The 26,834-nt window shown below is 57.8% G+C and carries 17 protein-coding genes; 14 read left to right on the top strand and 3 right to left on the bottom strand.

The features are described 5' to 3' along the window. The first annotated feature begins 1 nt into the window (after window position 1). The 3 genes from IE099_RS02445 to ptsP all read left to right on the top strand — a co-directional run bounded on the left by IE099_RS02445 (window position 2) and on the right by ptsP (window position 5,847). Window positions 2–3,007 carry a tetratricopeptide repeat protein gene (locus IE099_RS02445; RefSeq protein WP_189567042.1) on the top strand — a complete coding sequence of 1,002 codons (3,006 nt, stop codon included), beginning with the start codon at window positions 2–4 and terminating at the stop codon, window positions 3,005–3,007. Between the two features lie 21 nt (window positions 3,008–3,028). Continuing rightward, a complete protein-coding gene (locus IE099_RS02440; RefSeq protein WP_189567040.1) occupies window positions 3,029–3,916 on the top strand; it encodes a Mul1B family putative transporter subunit in 888 nt (295 codons plus the stop codon). Window positions 3,917–4,089: 173 nt separating this feature from the next. Beyond that, window positions 4,090–5,847 (top strand): phosphoenolpyruvate--protein phosphotransferase, encoded by a 1,758-nt coding sequence (gene ptsP, locus IE099_RS02435; RefSeq protein ID WP_189567038.1) that lies wholly within the window; start codon window positions 4,090–4,092, stop codon window positions 5,845–5,847. Between the two features lie 111 nt (window positions 5,848–5,958). Here the strand turns inward: ptsP and IE099_RS02430 are convergent, their stop codons facing one another. Both IE099_RS02430 and IE099_RS02425 read right to left on the bottom strand, forming a co-directional pair. Continuing rightward, window positions 5,959–7,344 (bottom strand): sulfatase, encoded by a 1,386-nt coding sequence (locus tag IE099_RS02430; RefSeq protein ID WP_189567036.1) that lies wholly within the window; start codon window positions 7,342–7,344, stop codon window positions 5,959–5,961. Between the two features lie 77 nt (window positions 7,345–7,421). Next, entirely contained in the window at window positions 7,422–11,603 is a 4,182-nt protein-coding gene (locus tag IE099_RS02425) for an alpha-amylase family protein (RefSeq protein ID WP_189567034.1), read from the bottom strand. 324 nt (window positions 11,604–11,927) lie between these two features. Here IE099_RS02425 and aqpZ point away from each other — a divergent pair, with 324 nt between their 5' ends. The 6 genes from aqpZ to IE099_RS02395 all read left to right on the top strand — a co-directional run bounded on the left by aqpZ (window position 11,928) and on the right by IE099_RS02395 (window position 17,754). Further along, window positions 11,928–12,644, top strand: a complete 717-nt coding sequence (aqpZ, locus tag IE099_RS02420) for an aquaporin Z (RefSeq protein ID WP_189567033.1) — start codon at window positions 11,928–11,930, stop codon at window positions 12,642–12,644. A gap of 139 nt (window positions 12,645–12,783) precedes the next feature. Beyond that, window positions 12,784–13,401, top strand: coding sequence for a hypothetical protein (locus tag IE099_RS02415; protein WP_189567032.1), 618 nt, complete (start codon window positions 12,784–12,786; stop codon window positions 13,399–13,401). A gap of 344 nt (window positions 13,402–13,745) precedes the next feature. Further along, entirely contained in the window at window positions 13,746–15,740 is a 1,995-nt protein-coding gene (locus IE099_RS02410) for a VIT and vWA domain-containing protein (protein WP_189567031.1), read from the top strand. Between the two features lie 26 nt (window positions 15,741–15,766). Next, a complete protein-coding gene (locus IE099_RS02405; RefSeq protein WP_189567030.1) occupies window positions 15,767–16,627 on the top strand; it encodes an exosortase/archaeosortase family protein in 861 nt (286 codons plus the stop codon). Further along, on the top strand, window positions 16,579–17,085 hold the full coding sequence (locus tag IE099_RS02400) for a hypothetical protein (RefSeq protein ID WP_189567029.1): 507 nt from the start codon (window positions 16,579–16,581) through the stop codon (window positions 17,083–17,085). Before IE099_RS02405 ends, IE099_RS02400 begins: the two co-directional genes overlap by 49 nt. Before the next feature lie 111 nt (window positions 17,086–17,196). Continuing rightward, window positions 17,197–17,754 carry a hypothetical protein gene (locus IE099_RS02395; RefSeq protein ID WP_189567028.1) on the top strand — a complete coding sequence of 186 codons (558 nt, stop codon included), beginning with the start codon at window positions 17,197–17,199 and terminating at the stop codon, window positions 17,752–17,754. On the opposite strand, the gene IE099_RS02390 is transcribed toward IE099_RS02395, so the two are convergent. Next, complete coding sequence (locus tag IE099_RS02390) at window positions 17,735–19,747, bottom strand: S9 family peptidase (protein ID WP_189567027.1); 2,013 nt, start codon at window positions 19,745–19,747, stop codon at window positions 17,735–17,737. The genes IE099_RS02395 and IE099_RS02390 overlap by 20 nt on opposite strands. 116 nt (window positions 19,748–19,863) lie before the next feature. Between IE099_RS02390 and IE099_RS02385 the strand changes: the two genes are divergently transcribed. The 5 genes from IE099_RS02385 to mutS all read left to right on the top strand — a co-directional run bounded on the left by IE099_RS02385 (window position 19,864) and on the right by mutS (window position 26,626). Next, a complete protein-coding gene (locus IE099_RS02385; protein WP_229809355.1) occupies window positions 19,864–21,120 on the top strand; it encodes an aspartate aminotransferase family protein in 1,257 nt (418 codons plus the stop codon). Between the two features lie 7 nt (window positions 21,121–21,127). Then, the gene (locus tag IE099_RS02380; protein ID WP_189567025.1) at window positions 21,128–21,367 is read left to right on the top strand and encodes a hypothetical protein; all 240 of its coding nucleotides are present in this window, start codon (window positions 21,128–21,130) and stop codon (window positions 21,365–21,367) included. A 67-nt stretch (window positions 21,368–21,434) separates the two neighbouring features. After that, entirely contained in the window at window positions 21,435–22,805 is a 1,371-nt protein-coding gene (locus IE099_RS02375; protein WP_189567024.1) for a permuted SH3 domain-containing protein, read from the top strand. A gap of 3 nt (window positions 22,806–22,808) precedes the next feature. Beyond that, window positions 22,809–24,041, top strand: a complete 1,233-nt coding sequence (locus IE099_RS02370) for a prenyltransferase/squalene oxidase repeat-containing protein (RefSeq protein WP_189567023.1) — start codon at window positions 22,809–22,811, stop codon at window positions 24,039–24,041. 77 nt (window positions 24,042–24,118) lie between these two features. Continuing rightward, window positions 24,119–26,626, top strand: coding sequence for a DNA mismatch repair protein MutS (gene mutS / locus IE099_RS02365; RefSeq protein ID WP_229809354.1), 2,508 nt, complete (start codon window positions 24,119–24,121; stop codon window positions 26,624–26,626). The last annotated feature ends 208 nt before the right edge of the window (window positions 26,627–26,834 follow it).

Here is a 26,834-nt window from a genome sequence, read left to right as displayed (position 1 = left end):
AATGAAATATTGGAACTATACTGGAGCACTCCTTGCTCTACTGCTCATGTTCGCTAGCTCCACTTCTCTCCGCGCACAAGGCGGGGTGGAAGAGCTCCACTCCAACTCACTGACAGCCATGAACGAGGCCCGACGCCTCGGGATGCCGGAAGGTGCCGCCAAATGGAATGAAGCCCTCTCCTATTTGTCGCAGGCGACCAAGACCTTCGACGGCCGCGCCATGCAGCTCTACGGCCCCAAGTTCGGTTGGTTCTGGTATCACAAGGGATTTTGCGAGCTCAAGCTCAACAAGTTCGAGGACGCCATGGCATCCTTTAAGCATTGCTACGAGAAGTACCCCAACAAAGACGGAGCCTTTGAGAACACCTACCACAAGAAGTCCCTCCTGAAGTGGGGCGAAGCCGCACAAGGCAAAGAGGAATACGACGTGGCCATCAAACAGTATAAGAAATTCCTCGCCGAGCGCGATCCCGAGCGCGACAACTTCCCCAAGGGAGCCTTCTACATCAACATGGCGGTCTGCCACTTCAAAACCGAAAAGTTGGCCGGTGGAGTGGAAAACCTCCAAATCGCCATCAAGAATAAGAATACTTTCCCAACTCCTCCCGCCGGAATCATGGCTGGCTTCCAAGCTTTCTGCGAAGCCGCTATCGCAAAGAAGGACGAAGCAGCTCTTCTCGATTTCCTCAAGAAGCACCGTGCGGACGTCGTTTTTCTTCCTTGGGAAGCCCAGCCCTACTCCCCAGTCTTCATGACCCTCGCAGCACAAGCACTGCAGGCCGAGATGAAGCGGGTAGGCTTCGAGCTCTACGCTCTGGTTCCCAGTTCGGTTGAAGCGGAAGACAGCTTGCGGGCTGCCATTCAGCAGGTCGGCGACTATCCCCGCTCTTTCCCCGATGGAGCCAGCATCTATCAGAAGTCTGCTCTCGAGAAGCAGCTGGAGATGAGCAAAGCCCGCGAGAAAGAAGGCAAACTCCCCGAAGTGACGGCCCTCGCAGCCACCGCTTACATTCATGAGCAATCCGGCAACATCCGCGGAGCTTACGGCGCCTACGACATGCTCGAGCGCTATCACAGCAATTCTCCTCGCGAGAAGCGCGAGAACTATCTCTACCAGTTGGTCCGCACCTCCTCCCTTGTCGGTCGTGTCTTGCAGACTGAGAAAGAAGGCCAGAAGTTCCTCAAGCTCTTCCCCGGCAGCCAATATGAGGAATCCGTGCGCAGCCTGATGCTGACCGGACTGTTCTACGAGGGCGAATACGACCTCTGCCTCGAAGTCGCCACCGTGATGGAACCCCAGTTGCCGAAGGGTTCCAAGCAACACGACATCTGCCTCCACGTCTTGGGCGGCAGCCTCTTCTACACCGGACAGTTCGACCAAGCGGTCGAGCCCTTGAGCCGCCACGTGAAAGAGTATCCGGAGAGCCAGTTCAAGGTGGCAGCCCAGTATTTCGACGCCTCCAACTACGCCCAGCTCCAGCTTTGGGACCGCGCGGCTCCTCTTCTCGACAAGTTCTTGAAGGCTTACCCAAATCCCAAGGAGAATTCCTACCTTCCCTTCGCTCTCTATGACCGCGCCAACTGCCACTTCGCGCAGGAAGAGTATCCAGAAGCCCTCGAGAAGCTAAACAAAGTCGAGAGCGAGTTCCCCGATGCTGGCAATCGCGAGATGGTCTTCAACTTGAAAGGCAATGTCCTCCAGACCCAAGGCAACGCTGACGAGGCCAAGCAATACTACGAGCGCGCCCTCGCCCTCGCCGAGCGCAAGGAGAACGATATGGTCGCCGGAGAATCCCTTTTCTATCTCGTCGGACTTCTCGGCGAAGAGAAGAGCGAAACTCTCGCCGAAGCAGTTCCTTTCTACGACAAGTTCTGGGAAGAGTATGGCGACAATTCTCCCTACAAAGCCCAGGTCGCAGTAGCAGGAATGCCTGCTCTCATCGCCGCTGAACGCTCCGAGGAAGGTCTCGACCGCCTGCAGGGAGTGATTGCCCAACTTGCAAAAGTTCCCGGCTCCTACGGCCTGGAAGAAGCCATCAACTCCTTCACCAAGTTCTACCTCGCCACGCCCGGCAACACCGAGGAAGGTCTCAAGGATCTCTACTACGCCTTCCCTGGTATCCGCACCGAGGACAAGGCCGCGCAAGCCCTGCTCCGCATCGCTTTGATTGGCGTTTTCGAGGAAAAGGCAAAGACCGCCTCCAAGTCTGAAGACAATGGTGCCGCCTCCAAGGCCAACGCGATGATCAAGGTCCTCTTCGGCGACCTGAAGCAAGACTTCGACCTGAAGACTCTCTCCAACTTCATTCTGGTGAGCGTCGGCGACTACTTGCGCGAGAAGACCGCTTCTCCCAAAGAGGCCATTCCTTACTATGAGGAAGTGCTTGGTCGCACCGACCAATCCTACCGCTTCCCCGCCCGCTTCGGTCTCGCCGATGTCTACGGCCGTTCCGACAGCGGTTCGGAAAACGAGAAAGCGGTTGAGCAACTCATCGCCGTTTACCAGAACTCCACCGACAACAAGCAACAACAGCAGGCGCTCTACCGCGCGGTTGAAGTTCTGGCCAAACTGGAGAAGTGGGAAGAAGCCAAGGCTCGCGCCAAGGAATTCCTTCAGCCCGACCTCAACTACAACACCTACGCTCCGCAAGTCAGCTACGTGTTGGCCCAAGCCTACGACAACCTCGGAGAAACCGAGAACGCCATGGTCACCTACTTCGGCATCTATGGTTCCTATCGTGGCCTCATCGCGGTCTCTGCTCCCTCTTTGAAGCGCTACATGCAGCTCCTTTGGGACCGGAACAAGCCCGCCACCGACAAGACTCCCGCCGACCGTCAGTTCGCCTACGAAACTGGCTACAAGTTCATCAAGGCCACCACGAACATCCGTTCCAATCCCCGGGTTCCCGAGGAAGAAAAGGAGATGTGGGACGACGTCCAGAAGCAGGTGCAAGTCTACGAAGCCAATCCCGACACCAAACCTATCGTTGAAGAGGAGCAAAACTAAGAACCCGACCAACCCACTCATATGAAAAATATCATTTTCTTCCTAGCATGTGCGGCCAGCTTGTCCGGACAAGACCTCGCTCCCGCCCTCATCGGCCAAGACGGAAATTCAGACAAAGTTTGGATCGAAGCCGCCTCCGAAAAGACCATTCGCTACCGCGAAAATCCCAAGTCGCTCAATCGAATTGACGTCCCCGTTCGCAATGTCTCGGTGATGTTCTTCACCCCCGCCGAGTTCGCAGATGCTCTCGAGCTCTACGAAAACCGCGACTACGAAAAAGCTCAGCCTGCTTTCAAAAAAGCACGTGAGAAATACAAGTTCGTCGAGGATGTGCCCGGCAACTTCTCGACCCTCTCGGGATTCTACGAAATCGAGTGTGCTCGCAAGTTGGGCAAATACGAAGAGATCGAGACCCTGATGAGCAAGTTCAAGCCCGCTCCCCTCCTTCTGGAAACCCAGAAAACCCAAATCGAGGTCTATCCGCTCTACAACGCGGTGCGCACCGAAGATTGGGCCCGTCTGAATATCCTCTGCGAAGAATGGGCCGACCGCAAAGTCCCTGGCAGCATTCGCGCCCAGTTGGAATATTGCCACGGACTCGCTCTCGACGGCTTGGGCCGCTTGGAAGACGCCTTGATCGCCTTTAACAAAGCCTTCGTCGCCGATTACACCGCATCAGAGGTTTTGACGAAAAAGGCCGCCTTGGCTTGCTTCAGCGTCTATGAAAAGCATCCCGAGGTCGAACTTGCCCGCAAGCTGCACGGCACCCCGGATGAGAATCCGAATTCGACCGGCGCCCTTCTCCTGGGAGAAGCCGCCGCACTGGTTGAGATGTGGCAGACCGCACTCGGACGCGGCGACAAGTTGCCCGATGAATACAAGGCCTTTCTAAAATACAAGAAAGCCTAAGCCGCGGCGCTCATCCCTCAGATTTTCCCAAGCCCCACCTTCCAGTGGGGCTTTTTGTTGCGGGGAGACAGGCCACTCTCGCGCCATGCAAATTTACACAATTTGTTAGCAATTTCTCTTCCCTCGGATTTTCGCCTTTTGGCCAAGGCCAGAACACGGCAAGATAGCCGCAGATGGGAGAAGGAAGGGAACAAATATTTGACGGAGAAGCCGTCTCCCAAGGGATAGCCTTCGGCCCCGTCCACGTTCTCGCCCGGGGCTTTGCCGCCCCCGAAGTCTACGCCGTAGCTCCCCATCAAGTCCCGACCGAGCGGGAGCGATTCCGTCGGGCTCTCGAGCGCACCAAGGAACAACTTGCCTCCCTGCGCACCCAGATCGAGTCAATTTCCGGCGAGGCCGAGGGGCGCATCTTCGAGTCCCACCTCATGATCCTGCAGGATCAGACTCTCGTCGATCGCGTCAATGACGCCATCTCCAGTCGGCAACAGAACGCCGAGTTCTGCTTCTATGCCATCATGCAGACCTTTCTGGAGGCCATGCGGCGCATCTCCGACCCCTACCTGCGCGAACGAACCAGCGATATCGAAGATGTCTCCCAGCGGGTTTTGCAAAATTTTTCCGCTTCTTCCCCCGAAGAAGACGAAAGCCCCGACCATCGCCACATTCTCGTCACCTATGACCTCAACCCCTCCGATACCGCTGGCTTGGATCCCCAGCGAACCCTCGGATTTGCGACCGAACGAGGCTCAAGCGTGTCCCACACCGCGATTCTAGCGCGTTCCATGGGGATTCCGGCTGTCGTGGGCCTGAAAAACGCAGTGCTGGGCATCCGCACCCTTAGCAACTGCATCATTGACGGATACGAGGGCAAACTCATCGTCAACCCCACCCCCGAGACCGCAGCCCGATACCGGGCTCTCGCGGAAGAGCGGGAAATCTTCAAGACTTCACTCAAGGAGATTCGAGATAGCGACACCGCCACCTTGGATGACAGGCGCATCACGCTTTCGGCCAATGTGGAGTTCGAGCATGAGCTCAATCAGGTTGCCGAATCAGGCGCGAATGGAATTGGCCTCTTCCGCACCGAGTTTTTCATGCTGGAAACGGGAGAATTTCCCGACGAACCCCGCCAAGCCCGGCTCTACCGTCAAGTGGTGGAATCCGTCGCGCCCAAGCAGGCCATTATTCGCACGCTCGACGTCGGAGGAGACAAGCTCCCGGGCGAACCACTCGCCGAACCCGAGCCCAACCCCTTCTTGGGCTGGCGCGGCATTCGTTACTCCCTCGATCGACGGGATGTCTTCAAGGACCAACTCCGCGCCATTCTGCGGGCTTCCGTGCATGGCAAAGTCGGCATCATGTTCCCCCTCATTTCTGGCTTGCGAGAGATTCGCGAAGCCGTTGACGTCCTCGACCAATGCCGCGAGGACCTCGCCGACAAGGGGATCCCCTTCTCCGATGATATTGAGGTCGGGGCGATGATCGAGGTTCCCTCTGCAGCTCTCATGGCCAAGGAAATCGCCGCCCATGTCGACTTCCTTTCCATCGGAACCAACGACCTCATCCAATACACCGTCGCCGTCGACCGGGTGAATCCACGGGTCTCGCAGCTCTACAAGCCGGCCCACCCTTCCGTCATGCGCCTCATCAAAATGACCATTGATGGCGGACGCGAGAATGGCATATGGATTGGCATCTGCGGCGAAATGGCGGCCGACCTCATTCTGCTACCCGTTCTCGTCGGCCTTGGCATTGATGAGCTCTCCGTCGGCACCCCGCGCCTCCCTTCTGTCAAACACGCGATTCGCGCTCTCAACTACGAGGAGTGCAAAGCGCTCGCGGATGAAGCTCTCACTCTTCCCGAGTCCCGCCTCATCATGCAAGCCTCCCGCGAAGTCGCAATGAAGGCCTATCCGGAACTGCTCAAATAGCGGCTCACCGGATGATCAAATAAGCCACTCCCGCCAGCAGTCCCAAGATTGTGATTGCGAGAAACCTCGTCCAAAAGAGACGACGGGGAGTAGGCTTTTGCGGAACATCTTTCACGCACCCAGCTTCTCGCTGAGTTCCTTCACCAAGCCAGCATTTTCTTCCGCAATATTCGTGGTCTCACCCGGATCGACCTTGTGATCATAGAGTTCCACGAAACCGTCGCTATGCAGCACCAGACGATACCGCTCCGTTCGGAGAGTCCGCGCCTTGTGATGATAGGAAACCGCCTCCCCACCCCGGTCTTTGTTAGAACCTGTTAGAAGCGGGATCAGAGAAGAACCATCAAGCTCGTCCGGTTGCTTCAGATTGGCCAAAGCACAGAGAGTGGGATACAGATCGATAGACTCAACCACGGTCTTGCGAGCCTCCCCCTCTTTCCCACCCGGGACATCGATGATCAAAGGAGATCGCAAGGACTCCTCAAAGAGGGCATGCTTCCCCCAAATCGCATGTTCGCCCAAATGCCAACCGTGGTCTCCCCACAACACAACAATGGTATTCTCTGCTGCCGGTGAATCAGCCAAAGCCTCCATCACCCTTCCCACCATCGCATCAGCATAGCTCACACAAGCCGCGTAGTGACGACGAACTGCTAGTGCAAAAGCGGCATCCTTCCGGGGATCCTTGCCCCAACGATAATACTTCATGAACTCACCGGAGCCATGCCAGGTGGTTCGCCCGGCAGGTTTTTCCTGGTTTGCAATCGCCGGCAGCTCCACTCCTTCATAGAGATCGAGATACTTCTTGGGAGCGCCAAACGGCAGGTGCGGACGCAGAATTCCCACCGCGAGAAAGAACGGCTTTTCACCTGCGGCCAGCTCCTTCAATTGGCCAACCGCTTCTGGAATCGCGACCCCGTCAGGGTAGATGGAATCATCGCCCTCTTCCGCCTGAAAGAGAGCCATCTCGCCCGCATTCTCGCGAATTTCGCCATGAGCCAGCCCATGCATCCAACCACGCGGATGCTGCCAGGCCCCTGCCGGAAGGAGATGCCGATCCCAGGAATTCGGCATTTCGGGGATGGCTTCGTCGTCCCAATCCGCCCCGCCACGACCACCCGGGTGATGGGACACCTTGCCGACCGAGACCGTGGTGTAGCCATGGGACCGGAACCAAGCGGGCAGACTGGGAGAAGGCTCCTCGCCCTTGCCAATCGCTGACGCTCTCCGCATCAAGGCATCATTGCCCGCGGGACCGTACCGCCCGGTCAACAGCGCATACCGCGAGGCCCCACAGGTCGGAGCCTGCACATAATGCTTCTCGAACAGCACCCCGCCCTCAGCCAGTCGGTCGATGTTGGGTGAATGAATATAGTCCAATCCATAGCATCCCAGCTCAGGCCGCAAATCATCGACACAAATCAACAGCACGTTCGGTCGCTTCTCAGCAAAAGAGAAGACCGGAAAAAGGGAGAGCAAAACGAGGGCAAACTTCACCCCCCAATAACGAACGAATCTCCTCCCCTCTCCCAAGAAAATTCGACGAAAAGGCACCCTCGAGCTCTTTCTCGCAATCAAAACTTCATCCGATACTCCACTCGGTAGAACCGCCGCGGCACATCCGCGTCATCGTCCACACTGAAAAAGATGTCTTCTGCCGTTTCCAAATCACTCACCAGCGGGTTCCAGTTTTCCAAATCTTCCGACCACAACAGAGTATGCAGTCGCCCCGGGATTCCCGGAAAATTCACATCCCAATTCGAATCATCGGCCACCAGCGCCACCGTGGGGGCCAAATGCGCATCGGCTAGAGTTGGGCTAAGTCCGTAGATGTATTCTTCCTCATTGCTGAGACCATCAAAATCATAATCCCCCTCGGCCCCATGTTCACCGAAAGGGTTGCCAGGCTGAAGCCCATTCTCACTTTCCCACAAATCAGGCAGACCATCTCCGTCCGAATCAGCTAGGGCACCGGGTGCCATCTTCACCCTCACAACATCTGTTAGAGTTTGCTCCGCACGACGGTGCAAGACCCGCACATGATGGAAAAAATCCGAATCTCCATTGTAGAGATTTTCAAAAGTAAACTCCACCGCATGCTCCGCCCCATTGACATCCCGAATCAATCGATAGGAGGAAAGCGGCTGCAAGACCGCTCCGCTTGGACTCGCGGAAACCGTGCTTCCAATCAAAACCCGCACCTCGGACAAAAATTCTTCATCGCTGAGCTCACCCACAAGCTCTTTGGACACCGCGACCCGCATCACACTGCCCTCATCGACCACCTCCCCCTCAGCGGGTTGACTGATGGACCAGGTGCGTCCACTGCCGACGATCACGTTCCGGGTCAAGGTCGTGAACCAGCCCTCCTCATCATTGAGAGCCATATCCGATGAAGACGAGTCCTCCATCAACCGAACCTGGATCGCGGCAGACCCTGTGGTGGGGATATTCTGATATTCGAACCGCCACTCCCGCGCCGCCCCACTGTCACGCAAATAGGCGGTGGGCCTTTGCAGACTCGCGTTTGCCCATGAGCCATTTCCGGCCCCATCGTTTCCAGCGTCATCGTCAAGAATCTGAAAGCGGACTTCAGTGACCGATGCATCTGTTAGAACAACAACTTCGTAGCTGGATCCTCCAAGCTGATCTCCTTCTTCAGGAAAAGCAATTTGCCCCTCGGTCCGACTCGCATCGTAGTAGAAGGTCTGCACGTTGGTGCGAAAAATGGACGCTCCGTCATTGCGACCGACAAAGGGACGCGTCCGGAGAACATGATAGCCTTCCGCCAAGCCTGTCGCCATTTTCCCGTAATCGTTGTGGGGATGATAGATGACATTTTCCGGCTCGAAGTCCGCGACTTCAAACACGGTTTCCATCCGGGAGATATCCGTATGATCCCCTTCCGAAAAAGGAAACCGGCTGCTGACCGCATCGCGATGTCCTCCGACTTTATAGGTCAAAATGGTTCCCTCCGGCAAAGCTGGAACCTGACCCGACCACCAGCGGGTCTGCATCGTTCCTCCGTCCAGATTCCCGTCAGCAGTATCCGTGAGCGCAACCACCTTCGTTGTTCCTTTTCCAACACCAGCTGAACCTTCGGGCACCGAACCGTCCATCGTAATATAGAGGTGAGCACGATCCACTTCGTTCTCATAGCCCACCTTGACCCAAACCGTAATGGGCGAGTTCACCGCATTCTCCGGAGCAGGGCTCAACTGCAAATCACCGCTTCCCAATTGATTGTCTGCCGCCGGATCGTGGTAGATCCAACTCGCTGTTTCCTGTCCCGAATTCGGTCCATTGCCGTTATTCACGCTCACGCCCGCCTCTCCAATGGTAACGGTCCAGGTCTCCGCGCCGAGAGACCCCGCAACATTGCGACTGACGTCACTTGCAGCGAACCGTTCGTTATAACGTCCGACAAATCGCATCTGTTCGTAGCCGAGGTAAGTATCGGTCGACGACTGCCGGATGGGATCGTTGGACAAATCGCCATCCCCCTGATCGTCTCGCAGGTCGCTGTTGATACCGGGAGGGAAATCCCGTTTTGCTCCCAGGCTGGGACCGAATCCCATCTGCGAATTCAAATCCACTCCACCGTCCAACTTCATAAGGATATTCTCCGCCGAACCATCCGAACGCGCTACGAAACGAACCGGAGCGCCACCCGTCACCCGCGGTATCTGAACCTCGTAGGAAAAGTCTCCGTCACTCTGCCCGGCAAGCCCGAGCGGATTGAAGTTCGGATCACCATCAACACCATCCCGACGGGTAACAGTCATCATGGAAGCTCTTTCGCCGTTCTGATAGATCTCGATCGGCTGTCGCTCCCCGGCGGGTCCATCACTCCAGACATCAGGCAATTGGGGGCGCCGCCACCCGAAAGCAAAATAACCACCCGAAGGCACTAAAATCACATTGCCAGAGGTATCCCGCACCTTGCCATCCCCTTGCACCACTGCGACAAAGTCCCCGCCATACGGCGACTGATTTCGCAAAGCCGCTCCAGCCGGAAAGCCGGTGACCACATCCCCCCGTCCATGTCCGCCCCCGATGTAATTACGTGCCATCATCAGAAGCAAAGTAGCGTCGTTCCAAGAGCCTGCCGCTGGACCTTGCTCCGACCCGTCAAAGCGCTCGAAAGCCAAAAAATCGCTGTCACTCCACAGACCCCGCTGCCCCCCACGCGCTAGGTCATTGTGAATCGCCAATGCACCCGTCACACTCGTGTCGCTGAATTGACCCAGAAAGTTGATATCGGCAGGCTTGGGGAAATAGTCCGGAGCACCCGACTCATTATAACCATCGGTGTAAACAATCGGGAGCCCTTCCTTTAAAATCATATACGGAAGCGCTGCCGCCCGGTCTCCCCCAAAGAGGAAGGTGTTGTCATGGCTCATCACGTAACTCATCGAGGTGGCAGGATCTCCAAAGACAAAGCCATAGCCCGGCGCATCCAACCCAGTGAGGTTTCCTCCAATATTGTTGGCGACATTATTGAGCATCTGATCGGTCGCCACTCGCATCCCCGCGTCGCGATAGCCATCGGCCGCTGGAGGCTCACCCAAATGCTCGCCGAAGAGCATGGCATCATCACGAGCCACGCTCAGACTGAAAACCGTATCGCGATGATTGTTCCAATCCGAGTAACCTCTGGTGAGATTGAAGTGCTCCTGAATCGAACCATTGTATCCCGCATTGGAAAGGTCTTTATCTGCACCGGATTGTTCGCCAAAAAAGTAAGAAGGCACGTGCTTGACCGCATCGAGCCGAAAGCCATCCGGCTTGATCTCCTGCACAAACCAACGAATCGCTCGAAACAACATCAGGTTCACATCCTCCGCAACAGGATTACCCATATTGTAGATTCCATCCCCATAGCCCCAGGCAGTGGTTTGCCGATTGGGATTGCTGCCATCAACTCCCGTGTCGATGAAAGGCTCACTCGGTTCCCCCGCGTCGTGTTGCCCATTGGCGTTGCTGTCGGTGAAGTCGAAACGGCCATTCCCCTCACCGGAATCTCCCGTATTGGGACTACCATCCACACCCACATCATCAAAGGGCTCCTGATTGGCGAAAGGATGAACAGGATTGCCCTGTCCATTGATCGCCACCGTTAGATCCGTGTCGAGGTAGTACTCGGGCCGATCGGGATGTCGAATCCCGACCCACTTGGGAAAGTCCGAACCCTCCGCCAAGCCATTGTCATCGAAGGATGTATTGGGGCTTTCCTGCGCGATATCCCAAGCGAATGGATTGCGGTTCAGCACCTCCCACTCATTGTTATAGTCAGGGTAATCTGCAAACTTTTGCCAATTGCTCCCATTCCAGCCCAAGTGCATATCCTCTGGCACAAAGCCCGGCACTCCCGGTAAAAGGGTCCCCGGAGGAACCGGATCCAATGGCCCTGCGGTATGGGCCATCACATTGTCGAAGTAGACGCGGAAACCAAAACGGTGGGCCGTCACCATCAGGCGCTCCAGATCCGCCCGCGAACCATACCGGGTCGGCAGCGTTCCCGACTGATCCTTGTCGCCCAGATCGAATCGGTCAAGGGTATCAAAGCCAACCGAATAACTCCCCCCTCCCGCCTTGAATGGTGGAGGCAACCACAACGCAGTGTAACCCGCCTCGGCCAATTCAGGTATCCGCCGCTCAATCTCCCCCCAACTTGTGCCAAAATACTGCAAAATCACCTCCCCACGCAGCGGAGAGAGCAAAAGGAGGAAGAAGAATAGGATTCGAGGAAACATGGGTAAAAAAACGAGGCCGTCGTATTAACAATGTCACCTCATCGATTTGGTTTACAAGTCGGAAGAGAAAGACGCCCTCTTTGCCCTCGAATCTCAGAAGGGCATCTCACAACTGCTTGGCCTCTGCAGCTGGACATCAGGCTCAGGATCAGAGCCAAAATTCATCTCCATTAGGCAGACCCGGCAACCACCACGATGCTGGGGGATAGACGAGATTATGCCCCGCGCCCACCGTCAGCGCCCATAGGCTCATGCCGCCCGATGCAAATACATTGTGATTTTTGTGCTCTTTGCTTCACGAGCAGCCTCTAAAGGGTCACCTCGATGAAAAAGTATGTAGCTGAACTAGTTGGAACCTTTTGGTTGGTCTTAGGTGGATGTGGTAGCGCGGTTTTGGCTGCCGGAGTGGCCGATGTCGGCATCGGTTGGGCCGGTGTATCGGCCGCATTCGGTCTCACCGTTCTCACGATGGCCTACGCCATTGGTCATATTTCCGGATGTCACCTCAATCCTGCCGTTTCCATCGGGCTCTGGATGGGCGGTCGCTTTTCCGCAAAAGAGATTGGACCCTACATCGGGGCACAAGTTGTAGGAGGCCTTCTCGCCGCCGGAACCCTTTACCTCATTGTCAGCGGGCAGAAAGACTTCGACGGCGTGGGTGGCTTCGCCTCCAACGGCTATGGCGAGCACTCTCCGCAAGGCTACGGACTTCTCTCAGGCTTTGTCACTGAGGTCGTTATGACTGCAATCTTTCTCATTATCATCCTCGGTGCCACCGACGGCCGGGCCCCCAAAGGCTTCGCCCCCATTGCCATTGGTCTGGGCCTGACCCTGATCCACCTCATCAGCATTCCCGTCACCAATACCTCTGTGAACCCCGCCCGTAGCACCGCCGTAGCAGTCTTTGCAGGGGGCGCGGCACTCAGCCAACTCTGGATGTTCTGGATAGCCCCCATCGCAGGCGGCCTCCTCGGCGCAATTGTCTATCGTTTCCTCGGCTCACCGGACGAAGAGCCCAATATTGAAGGCGACCCTGTCTAATCTCTCCTGAGGAAAAAGTCCTCCAGGAATCCCTTCCCTCCCTCCAAAATTCCCGGCCATTCGTTTTTCGCGGAGGCTGGGAATTTGCGTTTGCAGGGTTGCCAAGTGGCGCGGACTCCCCTACCAAATCTCCACTGTGATGAAGGAAGCAATGCACCCCTACGAGTCTCTCTCCATGAGCTCAGTAGGAATCGTGGTGGGGATCTATCTGGTCGCGATGCACGCTTGGATGCTGGCAAAGCCCGAGCAATCCCAGGGAATCCTCAAAAAACTCCCCCGCAATCACAATGCCGGCATCTACACCATGGCCATCGGGCTCATTTGGTTCTGGCTCCTTGTCGCCCCCGACCTACGCGGTCCCTTCAGCTGGCTCGGCAAACTTTCCATGGACCTCGGCGAATTCAATTTCCTCAAGCGCTACCTGCAAATCGCCGTTCCCTTGGTCTGCTTTGGCCTCATCACCCAAGTTCGCGAATTTCTCTTTGTCCGCGGTCTCGGGGTTATCGCCCTCATGGTTGCCGCACCGATTCTCGACGCGGCCTTCCTCAAAGAACCCGGCTCCCGGCTGCTGCTCTCCATCTTTGCCTACGCTCTTTTGACCAAAGGCATGTTCTGGATCGGAATGCCCTACACCTTCCGTGACGCCGTCGCTTGGGCCACCAAAACCCAGGGTCGTTGGAAAGGCCTCGCCGCTGGCGGACTCGCCTACGGAGTCCTAGTCCTCGCCTTCAGCTTCACCGCCTGGCGCGGCTTCTAGCCCGTGCGGTGGACGTCCCGTCCACCAGAGATTCTGAGGCGCAATACCCCTAGAACCCTTGCAAGCCCGAACCAACAACTCGACCTGCCCTGTCGGCCCCGAAGGGGCGAGAGAACATAGCCCGTGAGACCACGGGCTTTGCTCCCTCGTCCTGTTGGGACTGACGGAATGGAGGAGATTTTCTATTTTGAGGGGACGGGTTTAGTTCTTCTGACAAATTTTTCGTTTCAACGAGACAACCGACAACCGCCCCCCACTCAACCCGCGCAAAATTCACAGAACCTTCATCAAAGCTTCATCCATGAAGAGCAGGGTTCGGCCGTCACTCAACGACGACCGATACTGTGAAAGCTCTTTTCTTCCTCCTCACTGCCAGTTCGGCTGCCTTCTCTTCTGCCTTTGCCGACGAGACCAGCCTCCTCCCCTACTTCCAAGTCAACAACTCGGCTGACGAAAGCAGTTCGGCCCTTCTTCCGCTGGAGTCCACCCATGCCGAGGTCGCGATTGCGGGGCCTTTGGCGCAGGTGACCTTGACACAGACTTTTACCAACGAAGGCAGTCAGCCGCTCGACGCGACTTACCTCTTTCCCGCCAGCACGGGGGCGGCGGTTCATGGCATGACGATGACGATTGGAAATCGCACCATTGTGGCGGAGATCCAGGAAAAAGAAGAAGCTAAGAAAACCTTTGCCAAGGCCCAAAGCGAAAGTAAGTCCGCCGCTTTGTTAGAGCAGCACCGGCCCAACCTCTTCCAAATGTCGGTGGCTCGGATTTTGCCGGGGGATGAGATCGAGGTGAAGCTCCATTACTCCGAGCTGCTCAAACCCGAGGACAACGTCTATCAGTTTGTCTTCCCCACCACCTTCGGCCCCCGCTACGGCAACCCCACTGCCGGGACGACGACGGTCGCCAATCCTTTTCTCGCAGAAGGCGAACAATCGGCGACGAGCTTCTCGCTGAACCTCGCTCTCAGTTCGGGCCTCCCGTTGCAATCGGTGGAGTCACCCAGCCACGACATCGACATCAATTACACCTCCAAGCAAAGCGCCGATCTCGCTTGGCAAGGAAGCAGTCGAGGCCCCGGCAACGACCGCGACCTCATCATCAATTACCGGCTCGCGGACCAAGCCATCGAAAGCGGGCTTCTGCTGCACGAGGGTGAGGACGAGAACTTTCTCCAGCTCACGATTCAGCCTCCGGCGCGGGTCACCCCCGACCACATTCCGCCGCGCGACTATCTCTTCGTGATTGACGTTTCGGGGTCGATGAGCGGATTCCCACTCGACACCACCAAAGAGCTTTTCCGCAATCTCTGTGCGGGCCTGCGGCCGGAGGACAGCTTCAACATGCTCCTCTTCGCGGGGGACTCGCGCATCCTTTCGACCAAGGCGGTTTCGGCAACGAAAGAACACGTCGCCGACGCCATCGCCTTTCTGAATGCCCAAGGCGGACGGGGTGGCACGGAGTTGGTTTCGGCTTTAAGAAAAGCCATTGCTCTGCCGCAGGGTCGTGACGGTTCGCGCTCGCTAGTGGTCATCACCGATGGTTATATCAACTTCGAGGCCGATGCCTTCCAGACCGTGCGCGACAATTTGGGCCGAGCGAATTTGTTCGCCTTTGGCATCGGTTCCTCCGTCAACCGTCACCTCATCGAAGGACTGGCTGCGGTGGGTGAAGGCGAGCCCTTTGTCGTCACCAAGCCTTCCGAAGCCGCTCCGGTCAGCGAGCGTTTTCTGGAATACATCACCGCTCCCGTTCTCACCAACATCAAGGTCACTACCAACGATTGCGAGGTCAGCGAACTCGAGCCGACACAGATTCGCGACCTCTTCGCCAACCGTCCTCTCTCACTCACCGCCAAGTGGACTGGCGAGCCCAGCGGAAGCATCACGGTCTCCGGCCTAACAGGAGGGGGACAAAGCTGGAGCGACTCCCTCGACCTTGCGGAAGCCGTCACCGCTACGGGAACAAGTCACCCTTCCCTGCGGCCTCTCTGGGCCCGCGGGCGCGTGCGTCACCTCGCCGACTACGCCAAGCTCAGCGAGGACCGCGACACCATCGCGCAAGTGGCCAATCTAGGGCTCAAGTATTCGCTCCTGACCCCTTGGTCCTCCTTCGTGGCGGTGGATACGGTCAGCCGGCCCACGGAACTGAATCCCAAGCTGGCCCAGCAACCCAATGCCCTCCCAAAAGGGGTGCCCGCCTCTGCCATGCCCGGGAGCCAAGTGACCACCCACCAGCCATTGGCCAAAAATGGCTCCGTCCCCGAGCCCGGCCCGGTGGCCCTCCTGATCGTCACCCTCTTGACCATCTTCCTTCCCCGCCGTCGCCAGTCCTAGACCGCCGAACAACCTGAAGCATTCAAATGACAAGTTCGCCGTTCAAGGAAGGAGCAGGAGTCGCGGCGGCCTTTTTTCTCGCCCTGTGGCCGCAGGCCCAGTGGTTCGTGGAGCGGACCTTCGACGGTTCCGACGAGCCACTGGGTCTCCTCGCCCTCGCCACCGCAGCAATATTGGCCTGGCAGGGAAAGGACCTGCTCGTGCGGAAAAAGACGCGCGGAAGACGACCACTCAACACTCCGCCCGACGTTCCTCTTTCGCAGCAACTTGCGTGGCTCGCCCTCGTTCTGACGGTCGCCTCTTCCTTTTTTCTTCCCAACCTCATCACCGCCGCGCTCGGACTGTGTGCCGTGGCTCTGGTCGCGGGGCTCTTTCGTAATCCGGGTTTGATGGGACTTCTTTTCCTCTCGCTTCCGGTGATGGCTTCACTCGATTTCTATTTGGGCTGGCCCGTCCGGCTCGCGGTCTCCGTTTGTGCCGAAGAGCTTCTCAATCTGCTTCAACTCCCTGTCACGCGGGAAGGAACCCTCCTCTTTTTCCAAGGGGCAGAAGTCGGAGTTGATCCTCCTTGTTCGGGACTGCGCATGCTTTGGTTCACCGCCTACCTCAGCTGCACCCTGGCGGCGATGAACCGACTCTCTGGTCGAAAGCTTCTTCTCCTTCTGCCCCTCGCGGCCCTGCTCAGCATCGTGGCCAATATTCTCCGTGCAGTCGCTCTCTTCTTTCCCGAGTCCGGCCTCCTCAGCTTCCCCCACTGGACCCACGAAGCCATTGGCGCGGTTCTCCATCTGACCGTCGCGCTCGGTCTCCTCGCTCTCGTCAACAAACTCACCCAACCATGCAAAACCATACTCCACTCCTCCTACTCGGGGCCAGTCTCGGCCTGATTCAAGGTGCCCGCATCTTCTCCCATCGCGACCACGATCTCCCGCCCAATCTCGCGGAGTGGCCCAGTCACTTCCAGGGAGCGGCCCTACACCTCATCGAACCAACGGAGTTCGAAAAGAGCTTCGCTGCCAACTTCCCCGGCGACATCGCCACCTTCCGCAGCGCCGGACGGCAGATCATCCTCCGCCGGGCGACGCGGGGAACGCGCCGACTGCACGCCTCGGAAACCTGCTTGCGCTCATCCGGCTACGAGATTTCTAGTAGAAAAATCGACCTTGAAAACTGGCTCACCTACTACGCAAAAAAGAACGACCAGATTCTGCATGTGCGCGAACAGATCACGGACGGCTCCCGCAATTGGAACTCACCCTCCCCTTGGTTCTGGCACGCCACTCTCAATCCCAAGTCCGGACCTTGGATCGCCACTACAGTCATCACCCCCGTAAAGTCTTTGTAGTTGCAGGGAAAACCTCTCCCGCTTCCTTGACGCATCCTCTTGGCTAAGATAGCGTGATAGGTGGTTGATCTTGCACGGATCGATCACTCCAAGCGCTAACACCAAGAACAAATGAAATACCTAATACCCGTCCTCATCCTGGGCCTGACGAGCCCCCTTTTCGCCGAAGCCACTGCTGCCGACTATTATAAAGCGGCAGAGAAAGAGCTCAAAGCCGGCAACGTCGAGAAGGCCAAAACCTATTATGCCGCCACCCTCAAGTTGGATCCGAATCATGGGAATGCCAAGTATCGCCTGCTCTCGATGAAGACCCTCACCGCCGAGGCCCGCATCCGGGTTCGGAAGGCCAAGCTGGCATCCATCACCCTCCCCAATGTCACCTTCGAAGATTTGACCCTGGAGGAGAGTCTTGAGGCCTTGGGCGCGATGATTGAGAAGGCCAGTGACGACACCTTCGTCCCCAACTTCGTGGTCGACGACCCTTCGGGAAACATCGCCAAGAACAAGGTCAACATCCGCCTCCGCAACATTCCCGCCTCGGTCGCGCTCAAGTACGTCCTTTCGCAAGCCAAGGCCAATGACAATTGGGATGCGCATGTGATCAATATCCGCCCGCGCAATGCCTCGGGCGGCGCGACCACAACGACCACTACTGAGGCATCGGAATAGGTCCGCCCAAGTGGCGCTCGAAAAACTCGACCCGCTTGCGCCGCAGATAGGGACTCTCGCCAATGCCATGCCCTCCGTTAGGGACGGAAAGAAACTCGAAGTCCTTGTCTGCGCGAATCAGCGCGTCGACGACTTGCATGGTGGAGCTGGGATCGACATTCGTGTCGACTTCTCCGACTGTTAGAAACAGGTGGCCTTTCAACCTTTCGACATGTTCGGTATTGGAATTGGCAGCATAGCTTTCATCGATCGGCCAGCCCATCCACTGCTCGTTCCACCAGATCTTATCCATCCGATTGTCATGGCAACCGCAGTCCGCGACGCCGGCCGAATAGAAATCACCGTGCCATAGGAGACCGGCCACGGTGCTCTGTCCTCCCGCTGATCCCCCGTAGATGCCGACACGGGAAAGGTCCATCCAAGGTCTCTCTTTGGCCGCCTCTCTCATCCACTTGATCCGGTCCGGGAAGCCGGAGTCCTTGAGATTCTTGTAGGCAAATTGTTGAAACTCTTTTCCCCGGAAATTGGTACCGCGCCCATCAATTTGCACCACCACAAAACCCGCTCCCATCATTTCGCTTCGGTGACCATACCAGCTGCTCCATTTCTTCGGGACAAAGGAGCCGTGTGGCCCGGCGTAGATGTTCTCGACCACCGCATACTTTTTACTGGGGTCAAAGTCGCGGGGTTTCCAGATCACTCCGTAGATGGGATAGCGCCCCTCGCGATCGGTGGTGACGAAGCGCTCCGGCAGAAGAAAACCTTTGCTCAACATCTCCTCGGCTGAACCCTCTGCCAGCACGGTGATGAGCGACCCGTCACTCGCCCTCCGCAACTCATGCACCGGCGGCATATCCACCCGCGAATAACGATCCACATAGTAGCTGCCATCGGGCGAGAACTGCAGTTCGTGAGTGCCATCACCATGGGTCAGCAACGTCATTTCTCCGCTCGCGACATCAAGCCGGGCGTAATGATTATAATAGGGGTCCTGTTCGGGATAGAATCCGCTCAAGCGAAAAAGAACCTTCCCACCGCGGACACTCTCCACGCCCCGCACAACCCACTGCCCCGAGGTCAACTGCTTACGTTCACCGGATTGTTCGTTGATTGAGTAGAGATGGCTCCAGCCATCAGCCTCCGACCTCCAAAGCAATTTCCCCTCCCCCAGCTTCCACCATCCGCACTTTTCAAAAATATGAATGAACTTTTCATCTTCCTCGGCAGCCACCACCCGGGTCTCTCCTGTTGCCGCGTTGAGCTCCAGCAACCGGTACTTGTCGAAGCCACGCTCAATGAACTCGAACCAGATGCGCTCGTCGTCCTGCCACTCAACCCGACTAATGGAGTAGGCGTCCTTGATGAGACCGGGATCGACATCGACGCGCTTCCCTTCCACGGAAAAAATGACCGGGACCTGGGTCCGCAACTCGTCCCCGGGCTTGGGGTAGTTGTTTACGAAATACTTGGGTTGCAATTGGTCCTTGGGTGACGAGCGGGTGTAGTGAACCTGGCGCTCCTTCACGTCACGAATCTCCATTACGAAAAAATACTCGCGGCTGGCCGTCCACTCCACACGCTCACCCCAGATCCAACCTTCTTTCGCCTCCGCCTGCCACTCCAGGGCGGCAATCTGACGGGGGCTGGGAAAACTGATCGCGGGAGCTTTGCCCGGTTGTTGTCTGCGTCGCTCGCCACGGCCGCCCCGCCCATTCCGACCACCTCGAAGGTTCCGGGATTCCCGTAATTCCCCGGTCGGCATCTCGCGCCTTTCCCCATCTTTGGCCGAAACAGCTAAGGCATCGTCCCCTTCACCAGTGACACACAGCCACTCCTCTCCGTCCTGAAACCAGCGAGCCTGCAGCCTCTCTTGGGAAGCAGTCCCAATGGAGCGACGATAGTTTTGGTTTTTTTTCTCAAAGGAAGAAGTGCCCCCATGGTCCGCAAAGGCGAACGAGGACATGGCAAGGGAAAGAAGAACTAGATTGCGCATCGCTTTGAGTCTGATCTGGGGTTGAAGAATTTCAATGTCCCAAATTGGCAAATGGACATCGGATTCTCTCACTTTTCCGATTTGAAAAAGCGCCGCAAAAAGGGTTCATCTCTCGCGTGTCCACGAGCTTCGACCCCACTACCGCGCCTATTCTGGCGACTTATGCCCGCTTTCCTCTGACTTTGGTGAAGGGCGAGGGCTCCCGAGTCTGGGATAACCAGGGGAATAGCTACCTCGACTTTTGCGCCGGTATCGCCGTCTGCTCACTGGGCCATTGCCATCCCTCCATGGTGGCGGCGATTGAGAAACAGGCGCGCACCCTCATCCACGTTTCCAATCTCTACTTCACCGAGCCCGCCGCGCACCTCGCTCAACTGATCACCGATCTGGTTGAAATTCCGGGAAAGACCTTCTTCGCCAACTCTGGCGCGGAAGCCAACGACGGGCTCATCAAACTGGCGCGGCGCTTCGGTCGCCATTGTCCCAATCCGGAGACAGCCGAGGCACGGCACGAGATCATCACCTTCAACAAGTCCTTCCACGGCCGGACCCTGGGTGGCATCGCCGCCACCGGACAACAGAAGATTAAAGACGGCTTCGATCCCCTACTTCCGGGCTTTCGTCATGTCCCCTTCAATCAACTCAATGCTCTTTCCGAAGCCATTACTCCCGAGACCTGCGCGATTCTCCTAGAACCCATTCAGGGCGAAGGAGGGGTGAACACTGCCACTCCCGAATTCCTGGAAGGCCTGGCCAAGCTCTGCAAGGAGCACAACCTCCTGCTCATGCTCGATGAAGTCCAATGCGGATTTGGCCGCTTGGGCGAGATGATGGGATGGCGCGCTCTCGGAGCCCCCGACCTGCAACCCGATGCCATTTCGTGGGCCAAGGGAATGGGCGGCGGCATCCCGATCGGAGCCTTTTGGGTCAATGACCGCCCCGCAAGCGACGACGGAACCGCCCTTTCCTCCCTCCTTGGGCCGGGCTCCCACGGCTCGACCTATGGTGGCAATCCACTCGCGGCCGAGACCTCCCTCGCGGTGCTCAACGAGATCGCAGACGCCGAACTGCCAGCCAATGCGATGGCGCGGGAGGCCCAGATTCGGGAGACCATTGCTTCTTGGAAGCACTCCGCCATCACCGCCGTACGCGGCAAAGGCCTCATGCTGGGCATCGCACTCAATCCCGAGGTCGTCAAAGCCCCGGAAGGCAAAACCATTGCCGCTCATCTCTGCGGCGAGCTGCTCACGAACAAGCTCCTGGTCCCCCCCGCCGGCCCCGACACCATCCGCTTCCTGCCCGCCCTCAATGTGACCGAAGCCGAGGTTGCCGAGGCCTTGAGCATCCTCAAGGATACTCTCGACAGCCTTTAGTCCCCCCATGCTTTTCGTCCCCACCCGCCTCTTCAAACACATCCTCGCCCTCCCCAGCGGGGTTCTTTTCATCTATCTGGGCGCGTATTTGATGCTGCGCTTTCTCTTCGTCAGCACCCATACCGACGGACACCAATACGTCATTTTTCCCAACGAGAAGCCGGCCCTCTATTACGCCTTTCGGCCTCTCAGCTATGCAGACGAGTACTTGACTGGCATGCGCTGCCATCTCGGCCCCCATCATTAATATTGGGTCGGAATGGCTTTGCTCTCGCCTTTTCATCCGATTCTGCTAGAGAGTCGCAATACTCTTTATGAAAAAGCTTCTAGCTGCGTTCACACTCGCAATCTCACTGGTCGCCACGGCCGAAGAACCCGCTCCACACACTGTCAAAGCCGCTCCGTTTTCCATCAAAACCGAGCTCAGTGGCGTTCTGGTTCCAACCAAGACCCAAACTGTTTTACTTTCTCCCGAGCGCTGGAAGACCTTTCCCATCGAATCAGTCCCCGCCCACGGCACCGAGATCAAGGCGGGAGAGCCCCTCATCGTCCTCAAGACCCAGCCCATCGACGACAATCTGGTCGAGCAGGAAGCTGAGGTCAAAAGCCAGGAACTGAAGCTCGCCGTCGCCAATCGCGAACTGACCGAGCTGCAGCAAAAGAACGCTCTCGCCCTCGCCTCCTCGAAGCGCAAGATGGAGAATGCGGAGGCCGACCTCGCCTACTACGAGTCCACCGGACTGCCCGCCCGCAAGGACGACATCGCGCATTCCGTCACCCAGTCCGAAGACTACCTGAAGTATCAAAAGGAAGAACTGACCCAGCTCCTGAAGATGTATGAAGAGGACGACATCACCGAAGAGACCGAAGAAATCATCCTCGTCCGCCAAAAGGCCAGCGTGCGCAACGCCGAGTTCAACCTCGCCGAACGCAAGCGCAATGCCGCCCGCAGTCTGGAAGTCACTCTCCCCCGCGAGCTCATCGGTTATCAGGAAAAGGTAGAAAACGCGCGCATCGCCTACGCGACTGCCAAGCTCAACCTCGATCGCAGCTACGAACTGAAGAAGCTGGAAGTGGCCAAACAGGAACGAGCCCTCGCCAAGGCCCGCAAGGCTCTGGAGGAAACTCAAGCCGATCGCAAACTCTTCGACATCGTCGCCGAATTCGACGGCACTCTGGTCTATGGCGAGTTCAAAGACGGAGTTTGGAACAAGGGCAAAACCGCTGAGTTCCTGAAAAAAGGAGGCAGCGTCCCCACCGAAAGCACCGTCCTCACCTTGGTCGCCAAAGACTCCCCGCTCTCGGTGCAAGCTCTTGTTAGTAGCGAAAAGGCGGAAGAACTCACCAAGTCGATCGCCGAAGCAGGTGAGAAAGCACCTCAAGTCACCATCTCCAGCTATCCCAACTTGAGCGGCAAGCATCTCGTCACCCTCGCTCCCGCTCCCGCCGAGCCTTTCCAGTTCCCGGGTCAGACCGAGAAGAGCGAACTGGAATTCTACAGCGCCGAGAAGGCCATCACCATCCCAAGCGAAGTCCTGAAGGAACGCGAGGATGGCACTTCCTATGTCTTGGTCAAACTTTCCGAAGGGGAGCCCGAAGAGCGCACCATCGAGCTTGGCAAAAAAGACGGAAAAGTCGTGGAAGTCCTTTCCGGACTGGAAGAAGGTCAAGTTATCCTGCCCTAGATCATGCGCGCTTCCACTCTAGCTCTCGTCCTTTCCTGGCCTCTTTCCGCCTTGGCTCAAACCGCTGCGCCGGTCGTGGAAGTCAAACCTGAAGGGGCTACTCCAGCGGTCGAGACCCAGACGGAAGCCGCTGCTGCCGCCCCTGCTGCGGCAGCCAATGACCCTGCGGTCCTTACCAAGGAGATCGACACCGCCATCCAGCGCGGGGTCGACTTTCTCATAGCAAGCCAAAACCCCAGCGGCTCCTGGGGAAGCGCCACCCTCACCAAGGGACTCAATATCAATGCGCCCATTCCGGGCGCGCACCACGCCTTCCGCACCGGGGCCAGTGCTCTGGCCTTGGAAGGTTTGCTCAAATCCGGTGACCGCCGACCCGCGACCGTCGCCGCGATCGAAAAGGGCGAGGCCTGGCTCTTCGACCAACTGCCCCGCCTCCGCCGTGCCGAGCAGCTGACCATTTACAACAACTGGGGTCACGCCTACGGCATCCGCGCCCTCGCCGAGCTCAATCGCTATCACGCCGGCAACGCCTCCAAACAGGCCTCCATCGCGCGCTTGGCCGAGCAACAGGTGGAGATGCTCTATCGCTACGAATACCTCAACGGCGGTTGGGGCTACTACGACTTCGTGGCCCACACCCAAAAGCCCTCGGGCTCGCCTACCTCTTTCACCACCGCCACAGTTCTCCTCGCCCTGCGCGATGCGCGCGACACCTTCGGCATTCAGCTCAACGAGCGGGTGGTCCAACGGGCACTGCGCTGCCTTCGCCAGCAGGAGATCCCCGACGGCTCCTTCGCCTACTCCCTCCCACACCAGATGGCTCCTCGCCGCGGAATCAACCGCCCGGCGGGTTCCCTGGCACGCTCCCAAGCCTGCAATGTCGCCCTCCGTGCCTTTGACGACGAAGACATCACCGACGAGCGGGTTGTCGCCTGGCTCGACCGCCTCACCAAGCGGGATGGCTTTCTCTCCATTGGCCGAAAGCGCCCCGTGCCCCATGAGACCCATTTTCAGATCTCGGGTTATTTCTACTTCTACGGACACTACTACGCGTCCGAAGCATTCTCCATCCTTCCGGAGAAAGACCGCTCCAAACTGCGCGAGCCTTTGGCCAAACTCCTGCTGGAAAAGCAGGAAAAGGATGGTTCATGGTGGGACTACCCGCTCTACAACTACCACAAGCCCTACGGCACGGGTTACGTCTTGACCGCTCTTTCCCGCTACCGGCCCGAGTAAGCGGCCCAAGGCTGCCCCAATCGGACTGATTCCGGCTTTGCTCCCGGGCGGCCTTCTGTTCAAACTGTCGGCGCAGCATGTCCGCCACGAAAAAGCTTACTCCCATGATGGCCCAGTATCAGGCCATCCGTCGCTCCCTTCCGGACGATATTCTGCTGCTCTATCGGCTGGGGGACTTCTATGAAATGTTCTTTGAGGACGCCAAAATCGCGGCACCCATCCTCAACGTCGCCCTGACCAAGCGCCACGACGTCCCCATGGCCGGAGTGCCCCACCACGCCGCCACCGGATACATCGCCAAGCTGGTCAAGGCCGGCAAGCGCGTCGCCTTGGCCGAACAAACCTCCGAACCCAAACCGGGGCAAATCGTGGAGCGGGAAATTGCCCAAATCATCTCCGCCTCCACCATCGACGACCTCACCCTCCTCGACGACACCCGCCACAACTACCTCGCCGCCGCCTGCCTGCTGGGCTCCGGCAAAAAGCTGCGCTACGGACTCGCCTGCGCCGACCACTCCACTGGTGAATTCTCCCTTGCGGAATTCACCGATCTCGACCTCCTGCGCGACGAGATTCACCGCCTCGCACCGTCCGAGCTACTCATTGCCGACGACCAACTTCAGCAGCTCGGCGGACTACCTGGCGCCTTTCCCTACGACGCCTACGCCTTTCTCGCCGAGACCGCGACCCACACTCTGCAGGACCACTTCAAGGTCAAATCCCTCCGTGGCTTTGGCTGCGCGGAGATGACCTCTGCAATCTGCGCGGGTGGAGCCGCCCTCCACTACCTCGTCCATCAGCTGCGTCGCAATTGCGATCACCTGTCCACCCTCACCGTGCATGACCATTCCGCGCACGTTCTCATCGATACCGCCTCCCAGCTCAACCTCGATCTGGTGCAATCCCGCTCCGGCACCCAGCACACTTTGCTCGCCACCCTCGACCGCACCGCCACCCCGATGGGCGCCCGCAAGCTCCGCGACTGGGTCCTCCACCCCCTGCGGGACCTCGAGACCCTGAATGCCCGCCTCGACACCGTGGAGCAGCTGCTGGCCGAGCCCTACCTCCTCTCGAAACTGCGCGAATCCCTCAAAGAGATTCGCGACATCGAGCGCACCACCGGCCGGCTCTCCCAAGGAAGCGGCAATCCCCGCGATCTCAAGACCCTCCACAATTCCCTCGACCGCATCCCGGCCCTGCGCGAGGACTTGGCAGCCCTCCCCAACACCGGCACCCTCTCCAGCCTTCTTCTTTCCCAAATCGAGGAATTCCCCACCCTGACCGAACTGTTCGGCGAGGCCCTTCACGACGAACCACCCGCTTCACCCAAAGACGGAAACCTCATCCGGGACGGCTACTCGGCGGAATTGGACGAACTTCGCTCCGCCTCGCGCGAGGGGAAGAACTGGCTCGCTGAACTGCAGGAAAGTGAACGCCAGCGAACTGGTATCGAGACCCTCAAGATCAAGTTCAACAACGTCTTTGGCTACTTTTTGGAAGTCACCAAGTCCAAGGTCTCACTGGTGCCCGACGACTATCAGCGCAAGCAGACCATGGCCAACGCCGAGCGCTATGTGACCCCCGCGTTGAAGGAGATGGAGCAGAAAATCCTCGGCTCCGACGAGCGGGCCAAAGCGCTGGAATACGACCTCTTCGTCCACCTGCGCCAGCAGGTCTGCGAGCATCTCGCCCCTTTGCAAAAGACAGCCGATGCTCTCGCCACCCTCGACGTGCTTCTCTCCTTTGCCGAGACAGCCCAACGGTATCAACACAGTCGACCCAAGCTCACCACCGACCGCTCCCTCCACCTCACCAATGCCCGTCACCCCGTGCTCGAACAAACCCTCGTGGAGGAAAAGTTCGTGCCCAACGACACCGGCATGGACCCCGAGAGCGGCCGCCTGCACATTTTAACAGGCCCTAACATGGCCGGGAAGTCGACCTACATCCGACAAGTTGCTCTCATCACCCTGATGGCACAAATGGGAGCCTACGTCCCGGCGGAAAAGGCCACCATCGGCCTCGTCGACAAAATCTTTTGCCGGGTTGGAGCCTCCGACGACCTCTCGCAAGGCCAGTCGACCTTCATGGTGGAGATGAACGAGACCGCCCTCATCGTCAACAATGCCACCGCCGACTCGTTGGTCATCCTCGACGAGATTGGCCGCGGCACCGCCACCTTCGACGGTCTTTCCATCGCCTGGGCCGTCGCAGAACATCTCCACGACAAGACCCAATGCCGAGCCCTCTTCGCGACCCATTACCACGAGCTCTGTGACCTCGCCGCCACCCGGGAGGGCATCGAGAACCACAATGTCGCCGTCCGCGAGTGGAACGAAGACATCATCTTTCTCCGCAAGATTCAACCCGGCCCCGCCGACAAAAGTTACGGGATTCAGGTCGCCCGCCTCGCCGGACTTCCCCAAGCCATCATCTCCCGCGCAACCGAGATTCTCAGCCATTTGGAAATGAATTCTCACAAGCCCGATGCGAAGAAGAAGGCCAATCCCAAGCCCAAGAACACGCGGGACACCCACGACAACATGCCCCAAGCCAACAATCCCCAGATGGATTTGTTCGGCTAATCTCCGTGGTTGGAACAAAACTTTTTAAAGTTTCATAGCCAGAAATTCCTCGTATTTTCGGGCTTTCGAGGCGAGAACTGGGCTCAAAAGGCAAGAATAGACTCGACAATGGTTAAGTTTTATAAAATATTTAAGACGCCGAACCACTTGGACCTATGCGCGCTTTCTATCTCACTCTGGCAATTCCCCTGACCCTGACTTCCTGCAT

The organism is Roseibacillus persicicus (assembly GCF_014651675.1).
Classification (GTDB): Bacteria; Verrucomicrobiota; Verrucomicrobiia; order Verrucomicrobiales; family Akkermansiaceae; genus Roseibacillus; species Roseibacillus persicicus.
The sequence above is the reverse complement of the archived record's forward strand: the minus strand, read 5'-3'. Positions and strand labels throughout refer to the sequence as shown.

Bases quoted from the DNA above. Each gene is read 5' to 3' on its own strand.
- IE099_RS02445 (WP_189567042.1), top strand. From the start codon at position 2: ATGAAATATTGGAACTATACTGGAGCACTCCTTGCTCTACTGCTCATG.
- IE099_RS02440 (WP_189567040.1), top strand. From the start codon at position 3,029: ATGAAAAATATCATTTTCTTCCTAGCATGTGCGGCCAGCTTGTCCGGA.
- ptsP (WP_189567038.1), top strand. From the start codon at position 4,090: ATGGGAGAAGGAAGGGAACAAATATTTGACGGAGAAGCCGTCTCCCAA.
- IE099_RS02425 (WP_189567034.1), bottom strand. From the start codon at position 11,603: ATGTTTCCTCGAATCCTATTCTTCTTCCTCCTTTTGCTCTCTCCGCTG.
- aqpZ (WP_189567033.1), top strand. From the start codon at position 11,928: ATGAAAAAGTATGTAGCTGAACTAGTTGGAACCTTTTGGTTGGTCTTA.
- IE099_RS02415 (WP_189567032.1), top strand. From the start codon at position 12,784: ATGAAGGAAGCAATGCACCCCTACGAGTCTCTCTCCATGAGCTCAGTA.
- IE099_RS02405 (WP_189567030.1), top strand. From the start codon at position 15,767: ATGACAAGTTCGCCGTTCAAGGAAGGAGCAGGAGTCGCGGCGGCCTTT.
- IE099_RS02400 (WP_189567029.1), top strand. From the start codon at position 16,579: ATGCAAAACCATACTCCACTCCTCCTACTCGGGGCCAGTCTCGGCCTG.
- IE099_RS02395 (WP_189567028.1), top strand. From the start codon at position 17,197: ATGAAATACCTAATACCCGTCCTCATCCTGGGCCTGACGAGCCCCCTT.
- IE099_RS02390 (WP_189567027.1), bottom strand. From the start codon at position 19,747: ATGCGCAATCTAGTTCTTCTTTCCCTTGCCATGTCCTCGTTCGCCTTT.
- IE099_RS02380 (WP_189567025.1), top strand. From the start codon at position 21,128: ATGCTTTTCGTCCCCACCCGCCTCTTCAAACACATCCTCGCCCTCCCC.
- IE099_RS02375 (WP_189567024.1), top strand. From the start codon at position 21,435: ATGAAAAAGCTTCTAGCTGCGTTCACACTCGCAATCTCACTGGTCGCC.
- IE099_RS02370 (WP_189567023.1), top strand. From the start codon at position 22,809: ATGCGCGCTTCCACTCTAGCTCTCGTCCTTTCCTGGCCTCTTTCCGCC.
- mutS (WP_229809354.1), top strand. From the start codon at position 24,119: ATGTCCGCCACGAAAAAGCTTACTCCCATGATGGCCCAGTATCAGGCC.